Origin of the sequence: Microbacterium sp. PM5, assembly GCF_003293595.1 — a bacterium.
GTDB lineage: Bacteria > Actinomycetota > Actinomycetes > Actinomycetales > Microbacteriaceae > Microbacterium.
In genome coordinates this window covers 969,655-986,049 of record NZ_CP022162.1, presented here as the reverse complement: position 1 = coordinate 986,049, position 16,395 = coordinate 969,655, and the positions used below count along the sequence as shown (strand labels likewise).

The following is a 16,395-nucleotide window of genomic DNA, read 5'->3' as shown; positions in this document are numbered from 1 at the left end:
GATGTCCAGCCTAACCGGGGCGTCCTGCCTACTTCTTGTCCTTGCCCTCGACGTCGCCGGAGAGCGCGGCGATGAAGGCTTCCTGGGGCACCTCGACACGACCGACCATCTTCATGCGCTTCTTGCCCTCCTTCTGCTTCTCCAGCAGCTTGCGCTTACGGGTGATGTCGCCGCCGTAGCACTTGGCGAGAACGTCCTTGCGGATGGCTCGGATGTTCTCGCGCGCGATGATGCGTGCGCCGATGGCGGCCTGGATGGGCACCTCGAACTGCTGGCGCGGAATGAGCTTGCGGAGGCGTTCGGTCATCAGAGTGCCGTACGCGTACGCCTTCTCGCGGTGGACGATCGAGCTGAACGCGTCGACCTTCTCACCCTGCAGCAGGATGTCGACCTTGACCAGATCGGCCTCCTGGGATCCGGCGGGCTCGTAATCGAGGCTCGCGTAGCCCTGTGTCTTGGACTTCAGTTGATCGAAGAAGTCGAAGACGATCTCGCCGAGCGGCATGTTGTAGCGCAGCTCGACCCGGTCCTCACTGAGGTATTCCATGCCGAGGAGCGTTCCGCGGCGCTGCTGGCAGAGCTCCATCACCGTGCCCACGTAATCCTTGGGCAACAGGATGCCGACCTTGACGACCGGCTCGGAGACACTCGCGACGCGCCCGTCGGGGTACTCGCTCGGGTTGGTGACCGTGACCGACTCGCCCGTGTCGGTCGTGACCTCGTACGTCACCGAGGGTGCCGTGGTGATGAGGTCGAGGCCGAACTCGCGCGACAGGCGCTCCGTGATGATCTCCAGGTGCAGCAGGCCCAGGAACCCGCAGCGGAATCCGAAGCCCAGGGCGACGGAGGTCTCCGGCTCGTACTGCAGCGAGGCGTCCGACAGCTTCAACTTGTCCAGCGCCTCACGCAGGTCGGCGTAGTCGCTGCCGTCGATCGGGTAGATCCCGCTGAACACCATCGGCTTGGGGTCGGTGTAGCCGGCCAGGGCTTCGCTCGCGGGCTTGCGGTGGTTGGTGATCGTGTCGCCGACCTTCGACTGGCGCACGTCCTTCACGCCGGTGATCAGGTAGCCCACTTCGCCGACGCCGAGGCCCCGGGTCGGAACCGGCTCGGGGCTGGAGACACCGATCTCGAGCAGGTCGTGCGTCGCGCGCGTGGACATCATCTGAATGCGCTCGCGCGGCTCGAGCTTGCCGTCGACCATGCGGACGTACGTCACCACGCCGCGGTAGGCATCGTAGACCGAGTCGAAGATCATGGCGCGCGCCGGGGCCGCGGCGTCCCCGACCGGGGCGGGGATGCGCTCGACGATGCGATCGAGCAGCTCCTCCACCCCCATGCCCGTCTTGCCCGACACCCGCAGCACGTCGGCGGGGTCGCCGCCGATGAGGTTCGCAAGCTCTGCGGCGTACTTCTCGGGATCGGCGGCGGGCAGATCGATCTTGTTGAGAACCGGGATGATCTGGAGGTCGTTCTCCAGCGCCAGGTAGAGGTTCGCAAGGGTCTGCGCTTCGATTCCCTGCGCGGCGTCGACCAGGAGGATGGCGCCTTCGCAGGCGGCGAGCGAGCGCGAGACCTCGTATGTGAAGTCCACGTGGCCGGGTGTGTCGATCATGTTCAGTGCGAAGGTGCCCTCGGCGGTGGCCCAGGGCATGCGGACGGCCTGCGACTTGATGGTGATGCCGCGCTCGCGCTCGATGTCCATGCGATCGAGGTACTGCGCACGCATGTCGCGGTCCGAGACCACACCGGTGATCTGCAGCATGCGGTCGGCCAGCGTGGACTTGCCGTGGTCGATGTGGGCGATGATGCAGAAATTGCGGATCAGCTCTGGAGGGGTCGCAGACGGCTCGAGAGGCTTCAGGGCGCGGGGTGACATGTCCCGTGCAGTCTACCGGCGTCCGCAGGGCGGGCCCCGCGCGACCGCGCGCGGGACTTTAGCCTCTCCCTCACGCGACGCGCCAGGGCTGCGCCGGATGAGAAAGAGTTAACCGCCCTTTCTCTTGCCGCCGCGATCCGCGCCACGGAAGCTCGATCTCACGTTCGATGGGACCGGATGTCGTGCGGCGTTCACTTCGGTGCAACCTTTTCGTCTCACAGCCACCTCATCATCGGCACTCAATCACCGAAGAGGACCGCCGTGTATGCGGCTGTCCGCTGTTGCATGCGAAACCAGGGAGAACACGTGTCAGATCCGACACGGGACGCCACGCGTCCCACCGCCGAGAGGCGGAACAGGCGCGCGATCGTCGCCACCATCACCGCCGGAGCCCTCGCCCTCAGCGGCGCGGGATTCGCGACCATTCCGGCTCAGGCGGCCGTCTCGCCGAACGCCGCCGTGCTGATCAACGAGGTGTACGGCGGGGGCGGCAACTCCGGCGCCACCTACACCCACGACTTCGTCGAGCTCGTGAACGTCTCGTCGGCGCCGGTCAGCCTCGACGGCTGGACGCTGCAGTACGCCGCAGCAGGCGGCGACAAGAAGTTCTCGGCGCAGGCGCTGAGCGGCACCATCCCCGCCGGACGCACGTTCCTCGTCCAGGAGGCAAAGGGGCAGGCGGGGACGACTCCCCTTCCCACGCCGGATGCCGTCGGCTCGCTCGCCCTCAGCGGCACGGCCGGCAAGGTCGCGCTCGTCTCGAGCTCCACCGTCGTCACCTCACCCGGCGACGCCGACGTCGTCGACTACGTCGCCTGGGGTTCATCCGCGACCCCCGCAGCCGGCTCGCCCGCTCCCGGCACCGAGAACTCGACGAGCATCTCGCGCGACGCGTCGCACACCAACACCGCCGTCAACAGCGCGGACTTCGCCGTGGGCGCCCCCACTCCGCAGAACTCCGGTGCGGGCACGGAGCCGACGCCCGCGCCGACCGGCACCGCGTCTCCCTCTCCCGAGCCCACGACGACGTCCACCCCGACGCCGCAGCCGACCTCGACGGGAACCCCCGGGACCGAGACGATCACACCGATCGCGGCGATCCAAGGCTCCGGCGACAGCACCCCGCTGAACGGCCAGACCGTCACGACCGAAGGCGTCGTCACCGCTCAGTATGCGACCGGCGGCTACAACGGCTACGTCATCCAGACGCCCGGGACCGGCGGCGCGATCGATCTGAGCGCCCACACGGCATCCGACGCTATCTTCGTCTACGCGAAGACCCCGGCCGTCGCCAACGAGGTCGCGCTCGGAGACACTGTCCGCGTCACCGGTAAGGCATCCGAGTTCAACGGCCTCACCCAGCTCGCGGTCGACACGGGCGCGGCTCGCAAGATCGATGCGGCTGCGGCCCCGAAGCCCGTCGTGCTCACGACGTGGCCGGCCTCGATCGCCCAGCGCGAGAGCCTCGAGTCGATGCTCGTGAGCGTCACCGGCACCTTCACGGTGACCAACACCAACAACACCAACCGCTACGGTGAAGTGGGTCTTGCCGCCGGCACCGGCGTGCTCCGTCAGCCGACGGACGTCGCCCGCCCCGGCAGCGCCGAGGCCGCCGTGGCCGCGGCGGACAACCTTGCCCGCGGCGTCGTCCTCGACGACGGCGGTTCGCTCGACTATGCCGCGCGCGCCAACAACGGCACCGGTGCGCTCCTGAACGGAGACCTGACGCCGGCGTACGTCTCGCTCGACAAGCCGGTCGTCGTCGGCGCCACCGCGTCCCTGAGCGGCTCGTTCGTGCTCGACTACCGCAACAACGCGTGGAAGCTGAACCCGGTGACCTTCCTCGCCGGCGACGGCAAGACGCAGGGTCAGGCGAGCTTCACCAACCCGCGTACCGCAGCTCCTGCCCCCGTCGGCGGCGACCTGAGCGTGGGCTCGTTCAACGTGCTGAACTACTTCACGACGCTCGGCTCGTCCGACGCGGCCTGCCAGCCGTACACCGACCGTGCCGGCGTCGGCACGAACGTCCGGGGAGGCTGCGACCTCCGCGGAGCCTGGGGTGCCGCAGACCTCGCGCGCCAGCAGTCGAAGATCGTCTCGGCGATCAACACACTGGACGCCTCGGTGGTCGGGCTCATGGAGATCGAGAACTCGGCGAAGTCGACGCCGTCGACGCCCGACAAGGCTGTCGCGACCCTGGTCGCGGCGCTGAACGCCGCTGCCGGAAGTGAGAAGTGGGCGTACGTCCCGGCATCCGCGCAGCTGCCCGATGCATCCGAGCAGGACGTCATCCGCAACGCGATCATCTACCAGCCCGCCCGCGTCGCACCCGTCGGTGAGGCTCTGGCGCTCGGGACGCAGTCGGGATCCGGACAGGCCTTCGACAATGCGCGCGAGCCGATCGCGCAGAAGTTCGCGCCCGCCGGTGGCGGCGAGCCGTTCCTCTTCGTCGTGAACCACTTCAAGTCCAAGGGTTCCAGCGGCGCCAGCGGCGCGCAGGCCGACCAGAAGGACGGACAGGGGGCGTGGAACCCGGCCCGGGTCGCGCAGGCGAGCGCGCTGCGCGACTGGGTCTCTTCCCTCACCGCGAACGGAGAAGCGGCGGTGCTCGTCGGCGACTTCAACTCCTACACCCAGGAGGACCCGCTGAAGGTCCTCTACGACGAGGGTTACACGGATGCCGAGTCGGCGCTGAAGGTGGGGCGTTCCACGTACTCGTTCGACGGCCTCTCCGGCTCGCTCGACCACGTGCTGCTGAACGCCGCGGCCTGGAAGCGCGTCACGGGCGGCGACGTCTGGAACATCAACTCCGGGGAGTCGGTGGCGCTGGAGTACAGCCGCTACAACAACCACGGCACGCTGTTCTGGCAGGACGGCCCGTACCGCTCGAGCGACCACGATCCGCTGAAGGTCGGTCTGTCGGCCCGTAAGAGCGCACCGACGACGATCGACATCCTGACGATCAATGACTTCCACGGTCGTATCGAGGCCGGATCGCAGGGTGAAGGGGGCGCTGCCGTCCTCGCCGGCGCCGTCGCGGCCAAGAAGGCGCAGAACCCGAACACGCTCCTGGTCTCGGCCGGCGACAACATCGGGGCCTCGACGTTCACGTCATTGATCCAACAGGACACCCCGACCATCGATGCCCTGAAGGCATCCGGTCTGGAGGTGTCGGCGGTGGGCAACCACGAGTTCGATCGCGGCTTCGCCGACCTGAAGAACCGGGTGCTTCCGCGCTTCGGTGGCAACACCGACCCGTCGAACGTGACGCCGGAGCAGATCGCGGCGGGCTCGCCCTACGCGCTCGGTGCCAACGTCTACCAGAAGGGTACGAAGACGCCGGCGCTGCCGGAGTACACCGTGAAGACACTCGACGGCGTGCGCGTCGCCTTCATCGGCACCGTCACCACCGACACGGCACGCATGGTCGATCCGCAGGGCATCAAGGACATCGACTTCGGCGACCAGCTCGAAGCGGCCAACCGCGTCGCCGACAAGATCGCCGCAGGCGACCTCGCCGATGTGACCGTGCTGCTCACGCACTCCGGGTCGTCGGTGTCGAACCAGTGCGATGCGGTCGCCACCGACCCGTCGGACTTCGGCACCCTCATCCGCGGAGCGTCGGCCCACATCGACGCCATCGTGTCGGCGCACACCCACCAGACCTACGCGTGCAACGTGCAGGTGGGCTCCAGTGGGAAGCTGCGTCCCGTCATCCAGGCGTCCGAGTACGGCAAGGCGCTCGGCCAGCTCTCGCTGACGTACGACACCGACGCTCACGAGCTGGTGTCGGCGACCGGATCCACGCAGACGCTCGCCAAGGCCTACCCGGCCGACGCGGCGGTCGCCTCGATGGTCGCCGGCTTCACGGCCCAGGCAAACACGATCGGCGCCCAGCCGGTCGGTGCCATCACGGCCAACATCCTGCGTGGCGGCACGAGCGGGTCGGACCGTGGAGTCGAGTCGACCATGGGCAACACCGTCGCCGACATCTATCTCTGGGCCACCAGCACCAACCCGGCCTACGCGGGCACGAAGGCGCAGATCGCGCTGATGAACCCGGGCGGTTTGCGCGCCGACCTGCGCTACACGGGTGACGGCACCGTCACCTACAAGCAGCTCGCCGACGTGCAGCCCTTCGCCAACACGCTCGTCACGGTGACGCTCACGGGTGCCCAGCTGAAGGACATCCTGACGCGCCAGTGGCAGGCGACGGGCGACCGTCCCAAGCTGCACCTGGGTGTCTCGAAGGGGTTCACCTACGAGTACACCGAGGATGCGCCGCCCGCCGGTCAGACGGCCTCGCGGTCGGGACACATCGTGTCGATGTCGCTGGACGGAAAGAAGATTACCGACGCCGACACCTTCACGGTGGTGACGAACTCGTTCCTCGCCAACGGCGGAGACGGCTTCACCCCGTTCGCCCAGGGGACGAACCGCACCGACACCGGTCAGGTCGACCTCGACGCAACCCTTGCGTACGCGAAGGCGATCAAGCCGATCGCCCCGTCGTCGGTGGGGCGCTCCGTCCTGGTCAGCGACACCACCCCGTCGCCGACTCCGACCGCGACTCCGACGGCAACGCCGAGCGCGTCGCCGACCGGGGCGCCGTCGCCCTCTCCGACGAGCACGCTGCCGGCAACCGGCGGGGTGACGGTGGGTGCGTCGAGCACGGGCCTGTCTGCGGACGGGAGGATCGAGCGCGGGTCTTCGTTCACCGTGACCCTGACCGGCCTCGGCGCATTCGAGCAGGTCGTGGCCACGCTGAACAGCGACCCGATCGTGATCACGGGCATCCCCGCCGCCGATGCGAACGGTCGCGTCACCTTCACGGTGAACGTTCCGCAGTCGCTGCCGCTCGGAACCCACCACCTCATCGTGTTGGGTGCCGACGGCCGGGTGGTCCTGAACCTGCCGTTGCAGGTCGTCGGTGAGGGCACACTGGCCACCACCGGTGCGGAGCTTCCGTGGGGGCTCGCCTTCGGGGGCGCGCTCCTGCTTGTCGCCGGGCTTCTGCTGGCGATGACGCGCCGCCGCCGTGTGACCATCGGCTGACGCAGCGGGCGGCTGCCTCGGCAGTCCGCTCCCCCACAGGCCCCGGCCCCGCTTCGGCGGGTGTCCGGGGCCTGCGCCGTGCTCGGCCCCGGCGGTGCCGTCGCTCCGTAAGCTGGCGGGTGTGGCGACGACGGTGGTGATGGTGCACGGCATCCGTACCTCGGCGACGATGTGGCGTGCCCAGGTCGAACATCTGCAGCGCCGCGGTATCGACGCGGTCGCGCTCGACCTCCCGGGCCACGGTGCGCGGATGGCCGAGCAGTTCACGCTCGAGGGCGCATTCGGGACGATCGACCGGGCCGTGCGCGATGCCGCTGAACGCGGTCGCGTGCTGCTCGTCGGCCATTCGATGGGTGGTCTCGTGTCCATCGAGTACGTCGGCGGTGCGGACCGCCCGCCGGTCGACGCCTTCATCGCGGCATCCTGCACCGCCATCCCGCGCGGCGTGGCGCTGCAGACCTACCGCTCGCTCGCCCGCGGGTTCGATCGGCTTCCCGGTCGTGGTGCCCCGATCGCGGAGTGGGTGCTCGACCGCACTCTGCCCGCCGAGACGCGCGCCGACTTCGGCGCCGGTGGCTACGCGTACGACGCGCAGGACACGGCGCTGCGCAGCCTGTCGGTGCTCGATCTGCTCGGCGCGCTCGGTCGCATCCGGATACCGACATGGTTCGTGAACGGGCAGTTCGACCAATTGCGCATCAACGAGCGGCTGTTCACGTCTCGCGTCCCGGGCGCGGAGCTCATCGTGGTGCCACGGACGTCGCACCTGGTCACCGCGATGCGCCCACGAGTCTTCAACGCCGTGATCGACGTGGCGCTGGCGACGATGGATGCCGCGGCTCCGCCCGCACCATCAGGGTCATGAGTCCGCCGACCACCGACAGCACGGCGCTGCCCAGGAACAGCAGCCAGAATCCCCCGACGGCGGCGACCAGTCCGGCGCCGACCAGCGGCCCGAGCAACTGCCCCAGGCTCGCCGCGACGGTGACGAAGCCCAAGTCGCGGGCGCTGTCCTCCGGAAACGGCAGGAGGTCGGTGCCGAGCGCGAGCCCGACGGCCATGTATGCGCCGTACCCGACGCCCAGCAGCGCGGCCGCGACCAGGGCGAGCTCGAACGAGGGGAACGCCGCCAGCATCACGGCGGCACCGCCCTGCACGAGCGCAGCGGCGGCCGTCAGGCCGCGTCGGCGTCCGGTGCGATCCGAGACCGCCCCCGCCACGATGGATGCCACGACGACGAAGACGGTGTAGACGACGATGAGCAGGAGCAGTTCGTCCTGGGCGCCCGTCGGATCGCGGTGCAGTCCGTAGAGAAGGAAGAACAACAGAAGCCCCGTGCCGAGCGCGTTGCCGATGTTGACCACGAGCCGCCCCCACAGCATCCAGGCGAAATCTCTGTCCCTGAAGACGGCGAAACGCTCCGCGGCGCTCAGACGCGTGCGCGCGGTGTCGGAGGCCGCCGGTGCGGGCGGGTCGGGCAGCATCAGCGCGCCGAGGCCACCGGCGACCAGCAGAATGCTGCCGAGCACGAGGTAGCCCGCGATCACCCCGAGACTGAGAAGGACGATCACCCCGACGCCCACGACGATGCCGAGGGCCTGCGACGACGAGATCGCGGCGGAGGCGGTACCGCGCTGGTCGGTGAGCTGGTCGGCGATCATCGCCGTGAAGGCGGCGGAGGCCACGGCGACGCCGACGGACACGCCGATCCACGAGACGGCCACACCCCACGCATCCGTGGCGAAGGCGAGGGCCAGAAGCGAACCGGAACCTAACAGCACTCCCCCGAGTGCCCACGGGCGACGCCTGCCGAAGGCGCCGCGGGTGCGATCGCTCATGCCGCCGGCGAGCGGGCCGGCGATGACACCCGCCAGGCCGCCCGCGGCCAGCACCAGTCCCGACGACACGACGCCCGAGATCCATCGGTCCGCGTCGCCGGGGGTGTTCAGCTGCAGGGGGATGAGCAGCTGCAGCGGCGTCAGCTGGGCCGTCCAGATCGCCAGCCACGCGAGCGTGAAGAACGTGAACCATGCGGCCCCGGCGCGCCTCGTCGTCGCCGAGGTGTGCGGGCCCGGGGTTGCTGCGGTCACGGCGACTCCTTCGTCGGTGCGCGTCGTCGAGGGGACGGGGCGAGCGGGAACGGAGCCCGATCGATCCGATCATGCCGCATGCCGTGCGGCAACGGGCGCATTGCGGGGGCGGCGCGCGGTGACCTGATAGACTCGGTGATTGGCTTGCGTGTGGGTCCCACCCCGCACGCCGCCGGAGGCGTCCCTCTACCGCTACCCCGGCACATCCATCGAAAACCGAACGAAAGAGCCGTCGAACGTGGCGAACATCAAGTCGCAGATCAAGCGCAACAAGACCAACGAGAAGGCGCGCGAGCGCAACAAGGCCGTCAAGAGCGAGCTGAAGACCGAGGTGCGTCGCACCCGCGAGGCCATCGCCGCCGGTGACAAGGCTGCCGCGGAGAAGGCGCTCGCGAAGGCGTCCAAGAAGCTCGACAAGGCCGTGAGCAAGGGCGTCATCCACGAGAACCAGGCCGCGAACCGCAAGTCGTCGATCGCGAAGCAGGTCGCCGCTCTCTGAGCCGCATCCACATCGACGAAGGCCCGTCCCCGCATCTGCGGCGGCGGGCCTTCGTCGTCGGTGCGGCCTCAGGCGCCGTAGGGAGCCCGGGTGGCGATGATCGTGATGAGTCGCTCCACGGCGAACACGGGATCGCGCGAGGCGCCCTTGACCTCGGCATCCGCTCGCGCCGCCGCCTGGATCGCCAGGCCGAGGCTGGCCTCGTTCCACCCGGTCAGGTCACGCCGGGCGCGGTCGACCTGCCAGTCCTTCATGCCGAGTCGAGCCGCGAGCGACGCGGACGACTCGCGGATGCCGGCGACGCGGGCCATCGTGCGCAGCTTCGAGGCGATCGCCGCGACCAGCGGAACCGGATCCGCTCCGCTGGCCAGGGCATGGCGAAGGGCGACGAGGGCGTCGCCGTAGCGGCCGGCGATGGCGGTATCGGCGACGGTGAAGGCCGAGGTCTCCACACGGCCGCCGTAGTACCGCTCGACGACCTGCTCGGTGATGTCGCCCGGCACATCGGAGATGAGCTGCTGGCAGGCCGCCGCGAGTTCGGTGAGGTCGTCCGAGAAGGCGCCGACGAGGGCACGGAGGGCGACCGGAGCGATCTTCTTGCGCGCGGCCTGGAACTCGCCGGCCGCAAAGTCGAAGCGGTCGGAATCGCGCTTGACCGCTGGGCAGGCGATCTCGATGCCGCCTCCGATGCCGGAGCGGATGGCGTCGAGCAGCTTCTTGCCGCGCACGCTCGAACCCGTGTGGCGGAGAACGACGGTGGCGCCGTCCTGCGGAGCCTCGATGTAGGCGAGGGCCTCCGTCAGGAAGGCGTCGGAGCACTTCTCCACGCCTCCGACGCGCACGAGCCTCGGCTCGCCGAACAGTGACGGAGAGGTGAGCGTCAGAAGGCTTCCCGAGGCGTAGTCATCGGCCCGCAGGTCGGAGACCTCCAAGCTCGCGTCCTCCGCGCGCAGGAACTCGCGGATGCCGGCGGTCGCGCGCTCTGCGCAGACGTCCTCCGGTCCCGACACGAGAACGACGGGAGCGGGCTGCGGCGACCGCCAGGAGATCTGCGGGATCGCCGACGCGGCGCGCGCACCCCCACGCGAGGGGGGACGGCGGGGCGCGGACGGCATGAGCACCAGCCTACCGACGGCGTGCGACACCGATGCCGCCCCGCGGGACTCAGGGAGGCTCCCTCTCGTGCCACAGCCGCACGGTCGAGGCCTCGGTCCACAGCATGATCAGCCCTTCGAGATCTGTGCGGGCCAGCCGTGCCCCGACGGATGCGAGCATCGCAAGCGTCTCGCTGCGTGGATGCCCGTACGTGTTCTCTCCCACAGAGATCAGCGCCACCGTCGCACGCACGCGCCGGTACAGTCGGGGCTCCTGGTCGGCGCTGCCGTGGTGCGAGACCTTCACGACGGCGTAGGTGGGGCGCAGGGATGCCGTCGCCATCAGGCGTCGCTGGCCCTCGGCCGACAGGTCACCGAGCATCAGCATGGGGGGCACGCTCGGGCCGGCGATGTCGAGCACGACGCTGCCGTCGTTTCCCGCTTCGGTGCGCGGCTGCGGCCACAGCACGCGCCAGCGAGCGTCTCCCAGCGTGCCGGTCATCCCCGCATCGGCACGCACGAGGCGCGCTCCCGCGTCGCGCAATCGGGTCAGGGTGCGCTCGTCGTCGGGTGCTGCTGTCGGCCCGTGCAGAACGGTGTCGACCCTCCCCGCGACTGCGCTCGTTCCTCCGTCGTGATCGTGATCGAAGTGAGTGAGGACGAGAAGATCCACCCGTTCCACGCCGAGCGTCTCCAAACATGCCGTGAGCGCCCGCGGATCGGGGCCGGTGTCCACGAGGGCGATGTGACCGGCGGCGCGGATCGCGATCGCATCGCCCTGGCCGACGTCGCACACGGCGATCGCCCAGGCCTCGGGCAGGCGGGCACGAAGTCCGATCTGCGCGGCGGGGACGGCGCCGGCGGCGATGACGATCGTGACGGCGATCACGGCACTGGCAGCGACCCGTGCCGGTCGCGGTGAGCGCACGAGCAGGATGACCACCGCCACGCTGATCAGACCCAGTGCGGCGAACCCGCCGACACCGTCGGGCCACCAGATCGCGCTGCCCGGGAGGGCGCTGAGGGTCGTCGCGGTCGCCGCGGTCCACGCCGCGGGCGCCCAGGCGAGCGCCGCCACCCCGGTTCCCAGCAGCGGGATGCCGGCGCACAGACCGGCGATGAGCCCCAGCACCGTGCCGACGGGCGCCGCCGGCGCAGCCAGCATGTTGGCGGCGACGCCGACGACCGAGACCTGCGGCGAGATCAGCGCGATGATCGGGCCGCAGGCGAGCTGTGCGGCCAGCGGCACGGATACGGCCAAGGCAAGGGGCCGTGGCATCCAGCGCGACAGGCCGTCCGCGAGGGGTCCGGCGAGCACGAGAAGAGCGGCGGTGGCGGCCACGGAGAGGGCGAACCCGATCGAGCGCGACAGCCACGGGTCGAGAAGGAGCAGGAGCACGACGGACGCCGTCAGCAGCGACAGCCCGGCCCCGATACGGCCGAGCAGCAGGCCCAGCATGGCGATCGCGGCCATCGTCGCCGCGCGGACGACGCTCGGCTCGGGTGAGACGAGGATCACGAACGCGACGAGAGCTCCGAGCCCGGCGGCGACGCGCACGGCTCTCCCCGCTCCGCACACGGCCGCCACAGCGAAGGCGATGCCGACGACAAGGGCGCAGTTCGCCCCGCTCACGGCGGTGAGGTGCGACAGCGACGATGACTTCATCGCGGCATCCAGCCCGTCAGAGACCTGGGAGGTGTCGCCGACCGCAAGGCCGGCGATCAGACCGCCACCGGGCTCGGGCAGGCCCGCTGTGACGGCGATGAGCCCGTGGCGGAGCAGCGATGCCAGCGCAAGCACGCCGGTGGGCGTGGAGGTCAGGGTCGGTGTCGTGGATGCGTCGATGACGAGGACGGCCCGTTCGCCCGGCTCTGTGGTCCACGCCGTACCCGTCACCGTTACGCGAGCGCCGAGATCGAGTCCCGGGGGAACATCGCCGGTGCGCACGAGCACCGGCACCGGCGTCGTGATCGCGGTGTCCCCGTACGCGAGCCGCTCCAGTACGGCATCGAATCGCCAGCCGGCAGCACCGCGTTCGATCTTCCCGACGGCGACGACGTCGACCGTCAGCGAGCGGCCCCCGGAAACCTCGGCCGCCGCAACCGCGGCGCGCGCAGGAAGCGCGGCGGCGACATGCGAGGCGACCCCCGCCGCGACACCCACGACGATGGCGACGTGGGCGAGCACATGCGCGACGCGTGCCACGCCGGACCCACCCCAGCGCCGAGGGCGCACGAGCGCGACGAGGACGACGAAAGCGATCGCCCAGAGCAGGACGGCCGCGGATGCCGCGGCATCCGGCGCACCGGTGACGACGCCTGCCGTCAACCACGCTCCGGCGGCGACGGGCACGAGGCGCGCATCCCTTCGTCGCGCGGATCGCCCGCCCCGGCCGGCTCCCTTCGCGCGCGGTGCCGCCGGTGCGGCGCCGCTCACACCGTCACCAGGTCCCGGAGGCCGGCGAGCATCTTCTCGCCGATGCCGGGAACCGACAGAAGGTCGTCGACGCTCGTGAACCGCCCGTTCTCCTCGCGCCACGCGATGATGCGCTCGGCGATCGCGGGCCCGACGCGGGGAAGCGTGTCGAGGGCTGCGACATCGGCGGTGTTGAGGTTGACGCGTCCGTCAGCGCTGACGGACGCACCGGGCGTCGATGCCTCCCCCGCCTCCGGCACGTGCACCTGTTCGCCGTCGACGAGCGGTCGCGCGAGGTTGAGCACGGTGCGGTCGGCGGCCTCCGTGAAGCCCCCGGCGGCGGCAACCGCGTCGACGACGCGCGCCCCGCCGTCGAGGCGGTAGAGCCCGGGGCGTCCCACCGCGCCCGACACATGCACGTAGAGCGCCGCGGCCGAGATCTCCACCGGTGCCGGCGGGACGCCGCCGTCGGCGGTCGTCACCGACCGCACAACTCCGACGGCCACCGCGATCGCCGCGGCGACGAGCACCAGCACGACGGACGCACCGACCCCGACGCGCCGACGCCGCGTGCGACGCGCGTCCGCGGCGGTGCGCGGCGCGTGGTCGATGTCGGGCGAACTCACCTCCACACCGTGCCATCGGCGTGCCACCGAGGTCAGTGCGCGCTCGGCATCCGTGGACGAGCGGAGCGGATTCCCGCCGTGGGGAGGAGACTACGCGGTCGTGAAGCTGACCACCTTGGGGGCGCGGACGACGACGCGGGCGATTTCGCGACCGGCGAGCGAGCGCACGACCTTCTCGTCGGCGCGCGCCAGCGCCTCGAGTTCGTCGGCCGAGATGCGCGCGGGCACGGTCAGGGTGCCGCGCACCTTGCCGTCGATCTGCACGACCGCGGTGACCGACTCCTCGACCAGCAGGGTCGGGTCGGCCTGCCGCCACGTCGCAAGGCCGACGAACGGCTCGTGACCGAGCTGCTCCCACATCTCCTCGGCGGTGTGCGGGGCGAACAGGTCGAGGATCATCGCGATCGCCTCAGCGGCTTCGCGGACGGCGGGGTCGCCCGCGCCGGCGGGACCGTCGATCGTCTTGCGAGTGGCGTTGACGAGCTCCATCAGGCGGGCGACGACCACGTTGAACTTGGTCTGCTCGATCAGCGCCGGGGCGTCGGCCCAGAGGCGATGGGTGACACGGCGAAGGGCCTGGTCCCCCTCCGCCCACACGACATCCGGCGCGCTGGTGACCTCGTGTGCGATGCGCCAGGCGCGCGCCAGGAACTTCGCGGCGCCCGTGGTGGAGACATCGCTCCAGTCCTTGTCGTCCTCCACCGGCCCGGCGAAAGCGAGCGCGACCCGCAACGCATCGGCACCGTGGGCGTTCAGCTCGTCCTGGAAGAGCACGAGGTTGCCCTTGCTCTTGCTCATCTTGGCGCCGTCGAGGATGACCATGCCCTGATTGATGAGGTTCGAGAACGGCTCGGTGAACTCGACGAGGCCCATATCGAACAGCGCCTTCGTGATGAAGCGCGCGTACAGCAGGTGCAGGATCGCATGCTCGACGCCGCCGATGTAGAAGTCGACCGGGCCCCACCGGTCGGCATCCTTCGACGAGAACGCCTGCGTCGTGTCGCCCGGCGTCAGGAAACGAAGGAAGTACCACGAGCTGTCGACGAACGTGTCCATCGTGTCGGGGTCGCGAAGCGCAGGCTCCCCGGTGGTGGGGTCGACCGTCTCGACCCAGCCGGTCGCCGCGCCGAGCGGTGACGAGCCCTTCGGCGTCAGATCCAGCCCTTCCATGGCCGGCAGCTCGACGGGCAGCTGCTCGTCGGGCACGGGCACGATGCGCCCATCGGCGGTGTGCACCATCGGGATCGGCGTCCCCCAGTAGCGCTGACGCGAGATGAGCCAGTCGCGCAGGCGGTAGGTCTTGGCGGCGCGACCGGTGCCGGCGGCCTCCAGCTGCTCGATGGCGCGGGCGATCGCGTTGCGCTTGCTCAGCCCGTCGAGCGGGCCCGAGTTCATCATGCGGCCGTCGCCCGTGAGGGCGACGCCGGTCTTCGCCGGGTCGATCTCGTCGATGCCGGGAGCGCCCGGATCGATCGGGACGCCCTCGGCATCCAGCTCGATGACGGGGATCGCGCCGGTGACCGGCGCCGTGGTGTCGACGACGACCTTGATGGGCAGGTCGAACGCGCGGGCGAAGTCGAGGTCGCGCTGATCGTGCGCGGGCACCGCCATGACGGCGCCGTGGCCGTACCCGGCGAGGACGTAGTCGGCGGCCCAGATCGGCAGCCGCTCCCCCGTCACCGGATTGATCGCGTAGCGCTCGAGGAAGACACCGGTCTTCGGGCGGTCGGCGGTCTGCCGGTCGATCTCGCTCGTCTTCTGCACGGTGTCGAGGTAGTCCTGGAAGCGCATGCGCGCCTCCGGGGATGCCGAGGACACGAGCTCGGCGGCGAGGTCGGAATCCGGCGCCACGACCATGAAAGTCGCGCCGTAGAGCGTGTCAGGGCGCGTCGAGAACACCGTGATCTTGTTGGCGCGACCCTCGATCTCGAAGTCGATGTCGGCGCCCACGGAACGTCCGATCCAGTTGCGCTGCATCTGCAGCACCTTGTGCGGCCAGAATCCCTCGAGCTGGTTCAGGTCGTCGAGCAGGCGGTCGGCGTACTCGGTGATGCGGAAGAACCACTGGGTGAGCTTCTTCTTGACCACGACGGCGCCGCTGCGCTCCGACGTCCCGTCGGGCAGCACCTGCTCGTTGGCGAGCACGGTCTGGTCGACCGGGTCCCAGTTGACCAGTGCGTCCTTGCGGTACGCGAGTCCCTTCTCGTACAGCCGCTGGAAGAGCCACTGGTTCCAGCGGTAGTACTCGGGGTCGGAGGTGTGCAGCACGCGCGACCAGTCGAACGAGACGCCGTACTGCTGCATGCTGGAGCGCTGCTGTGCGATGTTGCCGTAGGTCCACCCGCGCGGCTCGACGCCGCGCTTGATCGCGGCGTTCTCGGCCGGCAGGCCGAAGCTGTCCCAGCCGATCGGGTTGAGAACGTTGTACCCGCGGTGACGCCAGAAGCGCGCGACGATGTCGGAGTAGAGGTAGTTCTCCGCATGACCCATGTGCAGATCGCCCGACGGGTAGGGGAACATCGCCAGCACGTACTTCCGCGGGCGGGTGTCGTCCTCGCCACCGGCACGGAACGGGTCCTTCTCGGCCCAGATGCGCTGCCACTTCTCCTGCACGGCGTGCACGTCGTACGGTCCGTTCTCGGCGGCGGTGGCGATGTCTGTGGGGCTGCTCATGGGAAGGGGAAGACCAATCTGAAAGCTCGGGAACGCGCGAGAGGCGTGCTTCCAGGTTAGCGG

Annotated in this window: 9 protein-coding genes; 3 read left to right on the top strand and 6 right to left on the bottom strand. The window is 70.0% G+C overall.

Translation table 11 applies throughout. The annotated features are described in order from the left end of the window. Positions 1-28: 28 nt before the first annotated feature. Complete coding sequence (lepA, locus tag CEP17_RS04905) at positions 29-1,879, bottom strand: translation elongation factor 4 (RefSeq protein ID WP_112931464.1); 1,851 nt, start codon at positions 1,877-1,879, stop codon at positions 29-31. A gap of 306 nt (positions 1,880-2,185) precedes the next feature. Between lepA and CEP17_RS04900 the strand changes: the two genes are divergently transcribed. Both CEP17_RS04900 and CEP17_RS04895 read left to right on the top strand, forming a co-directional pair. Beyond that, complete coding sequence (locus CEP17_RS04900; RefSeq protein ID WP_112932870.1) at positions 2,186-6,934, top strand: ExeM/NucH family extracellular endonuclease; 4,749 nt, start codon at positions 2,186-2,188, stop codon at positions 6,932-6,934. Positions 6,935-7,055: 121 nt separating this feature from the next. Next, positions 7,056-7,799, top strand: a complete 744-nt coding sequence (locus CEP17_RS04895; protein WP_112931463.1) for an alpha/beta hydrolase — start codon at positions 7,056-7,058, stop codon at positions 7,797-7,799. Here CEP17_RS04895 and CEP17_RS04890 read toward each other — a convergent pair. Further along, positions 7,729-9,024: an MFS transporter gene (locus CEP17_RS04890; protein ID WP_112931462.1), complete on the bottom strand. Its 1,296-nt coding sequence runs from the start codon at positions 9,022-9,024 to the stop codon at positions 7,729-7,731. The two genes, CEP17_RS04895 and CEP17_RS04890, sit on opposite strands and share 71 nt — an antisense overlap. 238 nt (positions 9,025-9,262) lie before the next feature. Here CEP17_RS04890 and rpsT point away from each other — a divergent pair, with 238 nt between their 5' ends. After that, positions 9,263-9,523 carry a 30S ribosomal protein S20 gene (gene rpsT, locus CEP17_RS04885; RefSeq protein ID WP_036285140.1) on the top strand — a complete coding sequence of 87 codons (261 nt, stop codon included), beginning with the start codon at positions 9,263-9,265 and terminating at the stop codon, positions 9,521-9,523. Positions 9,524-9,591: 68 nt separating this feature from the next. Here the strand turns inward: rpsT and holA are convergent, their stop codons facing one another. The 4 genes from holA to leuS form a co-directional block, all read right to left on the bottom strand. Beyond that, on the bottom strand, positions 9,592-10,638 hold the full coding sequence (gene holA, locus CEP17_RS04880; protein WP_036315495.1) for a DNA polymerase III subunit delta: 1,047 nt from the start codon (positions 10,636-10,638) through the stop codon (positions 9,592-9,594). A gap of 49 nt (positions 10,639-10,687) precedes the next feature. After that, complete coding sequence (locus CEP17_RS04875; RefSeq protein WP_239498589.1) at positions 10,688-12,970, bottom strand: ComEC/Rec2 family competence protein; 2,283 nt, start codon at positions 12,968-12,970, stop codon at positions 10,688-10,690. Positions 12,971-13,050: 80 nt separating this feature from the next. Beyond that, positions 13,051-13,665 (bottom strand): ComEA family DNA-binding protein, encoded by a 615-nt coding sequence (locus tag CEP17_RS04870; protein ID WP_112931460.1) that lies wholly within the window; start codon positions 13,663-13,665, stop codon positions 13,051-13,053. An 84-nt stretch (positions 13,666-13,749) separates the two neighbouring features. Further along, a complete protein-coding gene (gene leuS / locus CEP17_RS04865) occupies positions 13,750-16,332 on the bottom strand; it encodes a leucine--tRNA ligase (protein ID WP_112931459.1) in 2,583 nt (860 codons plus the stop codon). Positions 16,333-16,395 lie beyond the last annotated feature (63 nt).